Source organism: Caenimonas sedimenti (assembly GCF_007833165.1).
Taxonomy (GTDB): domain Bacteria; phylum Pseudomonadota; class Gammaproteobacteria; order Burkholderiales; family Burkholderiaceae_C; genus Ramlibacter; species Ramlibacter sedimenti.
Genome location: NZ_VOBQ01000035.1, coordinates 1 through 9,709, shown reverse-complemented (window position 1 = coordinate 9,709; position 9,709 = coordinate 1). Strand labels below are relative to the sequence as shown.

General features: G+C 68.2%; 10 protein-coding genes. 2 read left to right on the top strand and 8 right to left on the bottom strand.

Annotation, left to right across the window (positions count from 1 at the left end; all coding sequences use genetic code 11):
* Positions 1 to 122: 122 nt before the first annotated feature.
* The 8 genes from FN976_RS28520 to FN976_RS28485 all read right to left on the bottom strand — a co-directional run bounded on the left by FN976_RS28520 (position 123) and on the right by FN976_RS28485 (position 6,933).
* On the bottom strand, positions 123 to 1,352 hold the full coding sequence (locus tag FN976_RS28520) for an MFS transporter (protein ID WP_145897456.1): 1,230 nt from the start codon (positions 1,350 to 1,352) through the stop codon (positions 123 to 125).
* A gap of 80 nt (positions 1,353 to 1,432) precedes the next feature.
* Entirely contained in the window at positions 1,433 to 2,437 is a 1,005-nt protein-coding gene (locus FN976_RS28515) for a serine/threonine protein kinase (protein ID WP_145897454.1), read from the bottom strand.
* 23 nt (positions 2,438 to 2,460) lie between these two features.
* Complete coding sequence (locus FN976_RS28510; protein ID WP_145897452.1) at positions 2,461 to 3,546, bottom strand: DUF2855 family protein; 1,086 nt, start codon at positions 3,544 to 3,546, stop codon at positions 2,461 to 2,463.
* Between the two features lie 71 nt (positions 3,547 to 3,617).
* The gene (locus tag FN976_RS28505; protein WP_145897450.1) at positions 3,618 to 3,995 is read right to left on the bottom strand and encodes a DUF1304 domain-containing protein; all 378 of its coding nucleotides are present in this window, start codon (positions 3,993 to 3,995) and stop codon (positions 3,618 to 3,620) included.
* A gap of 2 nt (positions 3,996 to 3,997) precedes the next feature.
* Complete coding sequence (locus tag FN976_RS28500) at positions 3,998 to 4,417, bottom strand: organic hydroperoxide resistance protein (protein WP_145897448.1); 420 nt, start codon at positions 4,415 to 4,417, stop codon at positions 3,998 to 4,000.
* A gap of 61 nt (positions 4,418 to 4,478) precedes the next feature.
* Positions 4,479 to 4,928, bottom strand: coding sequence for a MarR family winged helix-turn-helix transcriptional regulator (locus tag FN976_RS28495; protein WP_145897446.1), 450 nt, complete (start codon positions 4,926 to 4,928; stop codon positions 4,479 to 4,481).
* A gap of 141 nt (positions 4,929 to 5,069) precedes the next feature.
* Positions 5,070 to 5,882, bottom strand: coding sequence for a crotonase/enoyl-CoA hydratase family protein (locus tag FN976_RS28490; RefSeq protein WP_145897444.1), 813 nt, complete (start codon positions 5,880 to 5,882; stop codon positions 5,070 to 5,072).
* 16 nt (positions 5,883 to 5,898) lie between these two features.
* Complete coding sequence (locus FN976_RS28485; RefSeq protein ID WP_145897442.1) at positions 5,899 to 6,933, bottom strand: hypothetical protein; 1,035 nt, start codon at positions 6,931 to 6,933, stop codon at positions 5,899 to 5,901.
* 108 nt (positions 6,934 to 7,041) lie between these two features.
* On the opposite strand from FN976_RS28485, the gene FN976_RS28480 reads away from it, so the two are divergent.
* Both FN976_RS28480 and FN976_RS28475 read left to right on the top strand, forming a co-directional pair.
* Complete coding sequence (locus FN976_RS28480) at positions 7,042 to 8,679, top strand: GMC family oxidoreductase (RefSeq protein WP_145897440.1); 1,638 nt, start codon at positions 7,042 to 7,044, stop codon at positions 8,677 to 8,679.
* Between the two features lie 115 nt (positions 8,680 to 8,794).
* A complete protein-coding gene (locus FN976_RS28475) occupies positions 8,795 to 9,526 on the top strand; it encodes a hemerythrin domain-containing protein (RefSeq protein ID WP_145897438.1) in 732 nt (243 codons plus the stop codon).
* Positions 9,527 to 9,709 lie beyond the last annotated feature (183 nt).

Genomic DNA, 9,709 nt, shown 5'->3' with positions numbered 1-9,709 from the left:
CTGCGGGGCCCTCGCCGGGCGTGCAAAGGGGGTCAAGACGCCCAGTCTTGACCCCCTTTGCCCACCCACCGAGCATCCCCGCAGGGTCCGAACGAGAGCGCAGATATTTGTGTGAACAGGCCCTAGCGCGGCGGCGTCCTGGCGGGCCGCGACAACGTCCACAACAGTCCCAGCACCAGCAGGTTCGCCACGCCGCTGAAGCCCCCGTTCGTGAACGAAGTGTCGTAGTTGCCGCACAGGTCGTAGAACAGGCCGCCTTGCCAGCCACCCAGCGCCATGCCCAGCCAGCCGAAGAACATGGCGATGCCGATGAACAGGCCGGTGCGGCCCAGCGGCGCGTACTCGCGGGCGCACAGGATCAGCGAAGTCATGGACCCGCTGAACATCAGGCCGAAGGCGGCGGACAGGAGATACAGCTCGGTGCTGGTCTGTGCCAGCGGAAACAGCGCCGTGAAGAAGGTCTGCCCCGCCGACGCCACCATGTAGGCCTGCAGGTTGCCGAAGCGGTCGGCCAGCTTGCCGAAGCCGATGCGGCCCGCCATGCCGCACACCATCATCACGGCGAGGAGTCCGGCGGATTCGCGCGGGCCGAGCCCTCGGTCGGCGCCGAAGGTGGCCACGTGCATGATCGGCGTGGCCATGCACACGCAGCAGAACACCACGCCGACGCACAGCCAGGCCAGCATCATGTTGCGGGAAACCCGGTAGGGGCTGGCCGCAACCGCGGCAGCAGCCAGGTCGGCGGCCGCGGCGCGCGGCGGGTCGCGCAGGAAGAAGGCCAGCGGCACCATGCAAACGAGATAGATGACACCCAGTGTCGCGTAGGCAGCGCGCCAGCCCTCGATCAGCACCAGGTTGCGGGCGAGATAGGGCAGGACGCCCTGGCCCAGCGCGCCGCCTGCATTGACCAGGCCGATGGCCAGCCCGGGCCGCTTGGCCAGCCACAGCGCGGCGGCGCTGTTCAGCGGGGCCATCAGGGCGCCGATGCCGAACAGGCCCATCACCGCGTGCAGCAGGTACAGCTCGAACGTCGTCTGCATCCGCGCCAGCAGCAGCAGGGCGACGCCGGGCACGATGGCGCCGCACAGCGCGAGCCGCCGCACGGGCAGGCGGTCGGCGAAGTGCCCCATGACGATGCCGCCGATCCCGGTGCCGATGGTGGCGAAGGAATAGGCGAGCGACAGCTCGCCGCGCGACCAGCCGAATTCCGCCGCCAGCGGTGTGAGGAACACCGCCATGTTGACGATGGCGCCGAAGCCGAGCATCACCATGACGGCGCAGGTGCCGACCATCCAGCCGGCCAGGCGGTCGGGGAGGGTGGAGGCGGTGGCGGAAGCAGCCAGGCTCGTCATGGGGCGCAGCTTACGCGCGGCGCGGCGTCCGCGCTTGTCCGATCGTCCGCCATTCTTGTCCTGGCGGCTGCGGGGGGCCGCTACGCGACCAGCGGCGGCTCCGCCATCGCTTCCGCCTGCTCCTGCAGCATCAGCAGCTGGTCGCGCCAGTAGTCGGGCGTGCCGAACCAGGGGAAAGCGCGCGGGAAAGCCGGGTCATCCCAGCGGCGGGCCAGCCAGGCGCTGTAGTGGATCAGGCGCAGCGTGCGTAACGGTTCGATCAGCGCCAGTTCGCTGCGGTCGAATTCGCGCATCTGCTCGTAGCCATCCACCAGTGCGCCCAGTTGCTTCTGCCGCTGTGAACGGTCGCCCGACAGCAGCATCCACAGGTCCTGCACGGCCGGCCCGGTGCGCGCGTCGTCGAGGTCCACGAAATGCGGCCCGGCATCGGGCGTCCAGAGGATGTTGCCGGGATGGCAATCGCCGTGCAGCCGCAGCTGGCGCACGCCGGCGGCCTTGGCTTCAGCGAAGGCGGTCTCGACCATGGCGATGGCGGCATGGCAGGCCTCGGTCCACTCGCGTTCCACTTCCATCGGCACCGCGCCGTTCGCCAGCAGCCAGTCGCGCGGTTCGATGGCAAAGGTGGCCACGTCCAGCGCCGGCCGCGTCGCGAATGGCTTCGCCGCGCCGACGACATGCAGGCGGGCAAGAAAGCGGCCGATCCATTCCAGCACCTCGCCGTCGTCCAGCTCGGGCTGGCGGCCACCACGGCGCGGGCTCACGCTGAACCAGAAGTCGCCGTGGCGGTGCAAGGTGCTGCCGCCGGGCGCCAGCGGCGCGACGGCCGGCACTTCGGCCGCCGCCAGCTCGGCGGAGAAGGCGTGCTCCTCGGCGATCTGCGCTTCGGTCCAGCGCTCCGGCCGGTAGAACTTGGCGATGACGATCGCATGGCCTTCGAACGGATCTTCCAGGTGAACCTGGTAGACCCGGTTCTCATAGGAACTCAGCGCCATGAGGCGCCCATCGCCGTACAGGCCGACGCCGGCGAGCGCGTCCTGCACCGCGTCGGGCGTGAGGGTTTCGTACGGGTGGCGCGTGTCGGACATGCGGCGATTGTCGCCGCGTCCTCTCAACGCATGGTGAGGATGTGTCCGAGCGCGGGATCGGTGTCCCCCGCCTGCATGCGCTGGTAGGCGCGCTGCGCGGCCTCGGAGCCTTCATGGCGCTGCACGCGCAGCCATGGTGCGGAGGCATCCGTCACCTTGCGTTGGAAGGCGTGCCAGCCGGCCACCAGCTTCTCGCCGAGCCCGGCCGCGCCCCAGTCGGCCTGGCGCTTCTTGATTTGCGCAGGTGCGAAGAACAGGGTGGCGCGGGGACCCGCGAGGTCGCGTGCGCCGCCCAGCGCTTCCACGTGCGTACCGCCCACCGAACAGCTGAAGCGCAGCTCCGTGAAGCGCGCATGGATGGCCGCCCGCAGCTTGGCGTTGCCGGCGAAATCCACATAGACGCAAGGCGTGCCGGCGTCGATGAGGTCGAGCTCCTCATAGGCGATCACGCGGTGGTAGCACCCCAGCCGCTCGCAGAATTCCCGATTGCCCGCAGAGGTGAGCCCGATGACCTCGATGCCGGCCCGTTGGTGCAACTGGAAGGCCGTGCCGTACGCCGTCTTGCTGGAGGCGCTCGACAGGATGATCCGCTTCGCTCCGAAGAAATCGTTGTCGGCCAGGAAGTCGTCGATCAGCCAGGAAGTCGCGAACAGCGGCCGCAGCACCGCCTGCTCGTCTTCGCTTTCCGGCGTGTAGAACGGGTCGGCGCTGCAGCGCTGGTACTGGTTGTAGACCGGGTGCAATTCAGCCCGGTGCGCCGCACCATCGCTGAAGCTGCCGGCGTTGAGTTTCCGCGGCTCCAGGACCGCGCTGCTGCCCATGGGCCAATAGCCATAGAGCCGCTCGCCCACAGCCACGCCGGGGTGCAGGGACTGCACGACGGTGCCGAAGCCCCAGACCGGGATCACGCCCCAGCTTTCCTCGCCACTGGGATAGAACTGCCAGTACTGCATGGCATCGCCGAAAGCGGCATAGGTGATGTTGTTGGCGGTCAGCGAGAACGAGTCGACGCGCACGCGGATCTGGCCGTCGGCCAGCGGAGCGTCTTCACGCGTGACCAGCCGGCTGTCGGCGAGCTGGTCCCTGCGCACGAGGAGGGTGGTGGTCATGCGCCCACGCTAAACGAAAAGGCCTGCCCGTTCAACACGGGCAGGCCACATGCGCGACAGCCTGAGGCTGGTCAGGCCTGCGCGGGCTTCCTGTCGAGCCACAGCACCAGGGCCGCGGCGACGATCGCCGGGAGCGCCTGGATGAAGAAGATCTTCGGCAGCGCCGTCACTGCACCGAACACGCCGGCCACGATGACGCAGGCCAGGAAGAACAGCTTGAACGTGCGATCCCCGGTGGCCAGGCCCCAGAACAGGCCGGCCGCCAGGAAGCCGTTGTAGAGCCCCTGGTTGGCGGCCAGCGAAGCCGACGCCTGCGCGAACTCGGGCGTGAGGTTGAAGGTCGCCAGCCCCCTGGGCGTGGTCCACAGGAACATCTCGAGCACGAGGATGTAGATGTGTTCCAGCGCCACCAGGGCGACGGCCAGGCGCGGCCAGAGCTGCTTGTTCACCTCTAGACGAGGTTGATCTTGACGTCGATGTTGCCGCGGGTGGCGTTGGAGTACGGGCACACCTTGTGCGCCGTGTCGATCAGCTGCTGGGCCACTTCACGGTCCATGCCAGGCAGGCTGACGTTCAGGCGCGCGGCGATGCCGTACGCATTCGGGATCGGGCCCAGGTCGACTTCGGCATCCACGGCCACGTCGGCCGGGACCGTCAGCTTCATCTTGCCGGCCACGGCCTTCATCGCGCCGATGAAGCAGGCGGCATAGCCCGAGGCGAACAGCTGCTCGGGGTTGGTGCCCGTGCCGGCGGTGCCGGGCGAGGACAGCTGGATGTCCAGCTTGCCGTCGTCGGTCTTCGCGGTGCCGCCATCACGGCCACCCGTCACGTGGGCCTTGGCGGTGTACATCACTTTTTCGAGCTGGGTCATGGTCGTCTTCCTTGGGTTGGCTTCGCAGCGAAGCGGGGTTTGAAAGCGGGGAATGGGCTTGTCAGCCGGCCAGCCGGTCGCGCAGCTGGCGCACCTGCCGGGTGAGTTGGACGAGTTCGGACAGCGAGCACTGGCTGGCGGCCAGCACGCAGCCCGGCACCTTGTCGGCGCGCGCGCGCAGCTTGCGGCCGGCCGCGGTGAGGGTGACGTGGACGCGCCGCTCGTCCTCGACGGCGCGGATGCGGGAGATCAGGCCGGACGCTTCCAGCCGCTTGAGCAATGGCGTGAGCGTGCCGGAATCGAGCGAGAGGCGCTGGCCGAGCTCGGTGACCATCAGGCCGTCGCCTTCCCACAGCACCAGCATGACGAGGTACTGCGGGTAGGTGAGGCCCAGTTCGTCCAGCAGCGGCTTGTACAGCTTGGTCATGGCCAGCGACGCCGAATACAACGCGAAGCACAGCTGGTTGTCCAGCAGCAGCGCGGGGTTGGCGGGGGTGGCGGTGCGAGGCATGGGATGAACTATAGCGCCAAATTAAATTGTGTGCAATTTAAATTGTCACAAGAATGCATCATTCCCGCGCAGGCGGGAATCCAAGAGCTTCCATTTCAATGCATGAACGCCCTGGATCCCCGCCTGCGCGGGGATGACCGACTAACGCCCGCTGAACCGCGGCGGCCGCTTCTCGACGAACGAGCGCACGCCCTCGGCGGCGTCTTCGGTGTTGGCCAGCCGCCCTTGCACTGGCGCGAACTCGGCCATGGCGGCCAGGGGGCCTTCTTCGACGCATTTCAGCGCGTTCTGGCGCGTGGCGACCACCGCCAGCGGCGCCTGGGCCGCGATGGCTTCGGCGATGCCGATCGCCTCATCGAGCTGCCGGCCCGCCGGCACGAGCTTCTGCACGAAGTTCAGGCGCAACGCTTCGGCACTGCCGAACTCGTCGCCCGTCAGCAAGTGCAGCATCGCGTTGCCCAGGCCGGCCCGCTCGGCCATGCGCAGGGTCGCGCCGCCGGTGGCCATGATCCCGCGCTTCACTTCCAGCTGCGAGAACCGGCAGTCGTCCGCGGCCACCACGATGTCGGCGGCCAGCATCAGCTCGATGCCCAGGGTGTAGGTGATCCCCTGCACGGCAGCCACCATCGGCTTCTGGCGGCGCCGGTAGCCCGGGGTGCCCAGGTCCGTTGGTTCGACCAGGCCTTCCGGAAACGCCTTCTCGCCGCGCCGCATCAGCGGTGCCAGCATCGGGAGGTCGATGCCGCCGGTGAAGTGCGCGCCGAACGCGTGCAGCACGCCGACCCGCAGTTCGGCGTCGTCATCCAGCAGGGTGTAGGCCTCGGCCAGTTCGCGGAACATGCGCGGCGAGAAGCCGTTGCGCTTGGCCGGGCGGTTGACGCCAATCAGCAGCAGCGCGCCGCGCCGTTCGGTCACGATGTTGCCCTCGGGGGGCGCTTCAGGAAGGGCAGTCATGCCCTCGATTAAAGCGCTAAAGCAGCGAGTCGGCCGGCTGCGTGCGCACGACCACGACGTCGTCCAGGATGGAGTCGAGCAGCATCAGGTCGCGGTAGATGCCAAGGCCCAGCAACGGTGGGCCGGAGTTCTTCAGGCGCATGGTCGGGTCGCCCAGCACCCAGCGCAGGATGAACATGCGCGACTCGCGGTAGGGCCAGTGCAGCGCCAGCTCTTCCGAGAGCTGGCGGTCCTCCACCAACTGCGTGTCCTCGGTGGACGGCGCCGCCCAGGTCGGCGCGTTCTGGCCGAAACGCTGCTTGAAGGCGTCGCGCGCGATCTCCCATTCCATCTGCCGGTCGAGCACCTTGTAGAGCTCCAGCAATTCGAGGAACACCCAGGGACTGGTGTAGCGGAAATCGACCAGGTGTTGCTGCAACAGCAGCAGCGCCGCCACGTTGTCGCCGCGTTCGCGGCGGCGCTTCAGCTTGCCCTTCAACTGGTGCAGGTCGATCAGCGTCGCTTCGCGGCGCGAATTGGTTTCGCCGATGGCCGTGACGTAGATCGCCCGCGCCGCCTCCGCGGGGTCCGGGCTGTCCGGCAGGATGTCATTGAGGCCGCCGGCCGTCGTGATGATGGACGCGCCGCTCTGGTGGGCATTGGCCCAGAACACCGAATCCTTGTCCGTTTCCAGCAGGCGCCGCCGCCGGCGCTCGATCACCCAGCCGAAGCCGGCCAGCAAGGCCAGGCCGCCCGTGACCCAGGTGAGCGAATGCGGATGGAACTGCACCTGGACCTGTGGCCGCGCATCGAGGCCGTCCGTGCCGGTTTGGGCATTCGCGGCCGCGGCCACAGGTGCGGGGCGGGGCGTGGCCGGCACTTGCGTTTGCGCGTGGGCGGCAACCGGGGCCGCCACTGGCGCCGAAGACGCCGCCGCAGGCACGGGCGTGACGGGTTCCGCCCGCTCGGGCGGCACCTTCAGCAGCTCGTGGCTGGGCCGGAGGGCGAGCGTCTCCGAAGGCGGCGGCTCAGGCGTCACCACGCCTGCCTGCTCGCGCGCTTCAGCGTTCAAGCCCGCGCCCCTCCCCAAAACATCCCAGCCTTCATGGCGGCGATGTTACATGCGCTAACGAGTCTTGACTACTTTAGACTCGGCGCCGGCAGCACAGGAGACAGCCAGATGCCAGACTACGTCATCGTCGGCGGCGGATCCGCCGGTTGCGTGCTTGCCGCGCGCCTGAGCGAAGATCCTTCGGTGCAGGTCACACTGCTGGAAGCCGGCCCGCCGGACACCAGCGTGCTGATCCACTGCCCGGGTGGGCTGGCGGTGCTGGCGAAGAACGGCCAAGCCAACTGGGCGTTCCAGACCACGCCGCAGCCGGGTCTGAACGGCCGCAGCGGCTACCAGCCCCGCGGCAAGGTGCTCGGCGGCTCCAGCTCCGTGAACGCGATGATCTACGCGCGCGGGCACCGCGCCGACTACGACCATTGGGCGGCCGAAGGCAACGCCGGCTGGGGCTGGCAGGACGTGCTGCCCTACTTCAAGCGCTCGGAACACAACGAACGCGGCGCCGACGCGTTCCATGGCACGGGCGGCCCGCTGAACGTGATGGACCTGCGCAGCCCGCACCGCTTCGGGCCGGTCTTCGTCGAAGCCGGCAAGCAGGCCGGGCACGCGGAAAACCGCGACTTCAACGGCGCGGAACAGGAGGGCGTCGGGCTCTACCAGGTGACCCACAAGAACGGCGAGCGCTTCAGCGCGGCCAAGGCCTACCTGGCCCCGAACCGGCAACGCTCCAACCTGCAGGTGATCACCGGCGCGCACGCCACGCGCATCCTGTTCGAAGGCCGGCGCGCCGTGGGGGTCGAATACCGCCAGGGTGGCGAAACGAAGCAGGTGCAGGCCAACCGCGAGGTGCTGCTCAGCGCGGGCGCCCTGCTGTCGCCGCAACTCCTGCTGCTTTCCGGCATCGGTCCGCACGCGCACCTGCGTGAACATGGCATCGCCGTCGTGCACGACCTGCCGGGCGTCGGCCAGAACCTGCACGACCACGTGGACGTGGTCCAGGTCATCGATGCGCCGCACCTGAAAGACCTGTTCGGCCTGTCCGGCCGCGGCATCGTCAACATGGTCAAGGCGATCTTCGAATGGCGCAATCACCGGCGCGGCCTGCTCACGACCAACTTCGCCGAAGCCGGCGGCTTCATCAAGAGCGACCCGTCGGAGCCGTTGCCGGATCTGCAGTTGCACTTCGTCATCGGCAAGCTGGTGGATCATGGCCGCAAGACGGTGTTCGGCCACGGCTATTCGTGCCATGTGTGCCTGCTGCGCCCGCGCAGCCGGGGCAGCGTGCAGCTGCAAAGCGCCGATCCGCTGGCCGCGCCGCGGATCGACCCGAACTTCCTGGGCGACGCGGACGACGTGCGGCGCCTGGTGCGCGGCTTCCAGGCGATGCGGCACATCCTGCGGCAGCCGGCGCTGGCGGGCCAGGGCGGACGCGAACTGGCGTCCTCCGCCGGCGCGCAGAACGAACAGCAGATCGAGGCCTTCATCCGTGCCTACGCCGACACCATCTACCACCCCGTCGGCAGCTGCCGCATGGGCAACGGACCGCTGGACGTCGTGGATGCCGAACTGCGGGTGCGCGGGGTCGAAGGCCTGCGCGTGATCGACGCCTCCATCATGCCGCGCATCGTCGGCGGCAATACCAATGCGCCGACGATCATGATTGCGGAGAAGGCGGCGGACCTGGTGAAGGCCGCTGCCAAATCCTCCCGTGAAGCAGATCACGCGAAGCCCGAGCCCGTCGCGGCTTAAGGTTTGCTGAGGGTTTGCTGAGGCTTTTCTTCAGAACGCGGAGCGCGCCGCGTTCCTAGACTTCTTTCCACGGCCTTGTTGCCGGTATCCACCAGCGAAAGAAGGAAAGAAAGCCATGAACATCGTCTCGGACGACATCCAGGAAGTCACCGCCGCCCCAGCGCGCGTCGACATGTACACCGGCATCCACAAGGCGCTGCGCGCCTTCATGGCCGACACGCTGCTGGCCGTGGGCCGCATGGACTGCGATGACGCGGTCGAACTCGCACAGGTCACGCAGCGCGTGCTGGAACTGCTGGGCGCCTGTGCGTCCCACCTGCAGCACGAGAACGAGCACGTGCACGTGGCGATGGAAGTGCGCGCACCCGGCGCGAGCGATGCGATCGCGCACGAGCACCAGGACCACCTGACGCACATCACCCGCCTGGGCAACCTGGTGGCGGACCTGCGCGGCGCCGGCATCAGTGCGCGCCCCGCCGCCGCGCAGCACCTGTACCGCGAGTTGTCGCTCTTCATCGCCGACAACTTCTGGCACATGCAGGTGGAGGAGACCGCCCACAACGCCGTGCTGTGGTCGCGCTACACCGACGCGGAGCTGATCGCGATCCACGATCGCCTGGTGGCGTCCATCCCGCCCGAGGAGATGATGGCCGTCGCCCGCTGGATGGTGCCGTTCATGAACCCGGCGGAACGCCTGGTGCTGCTCGCCGACATCCGCGGCAAGGCGCCGGCGCCGGCGTTCCAGGCCATCCTGGACACCGCGCGGCCGCACCTGACGACCGCGGAGTGGGCGAAGCTGGCGCGCGGTCTGGGCCTGGCGCCGGTCGACGGATTGGTCGAGGCCTAGGTGTGAAGGTTCAATAGGTTGTTTCGGGTGTTCACCCGGAGAAGTTTTGAGAGACGGGAAATCGCCAAACCCCCAGTCAACTCTCCACGAACACCCGGATGAACACCCATAAGAATGCCCGATTGACGTACCTTCGCCGCCTCGAATTGGTCCAGGACATGACCGAGCGTGGCCTTTCAGCAT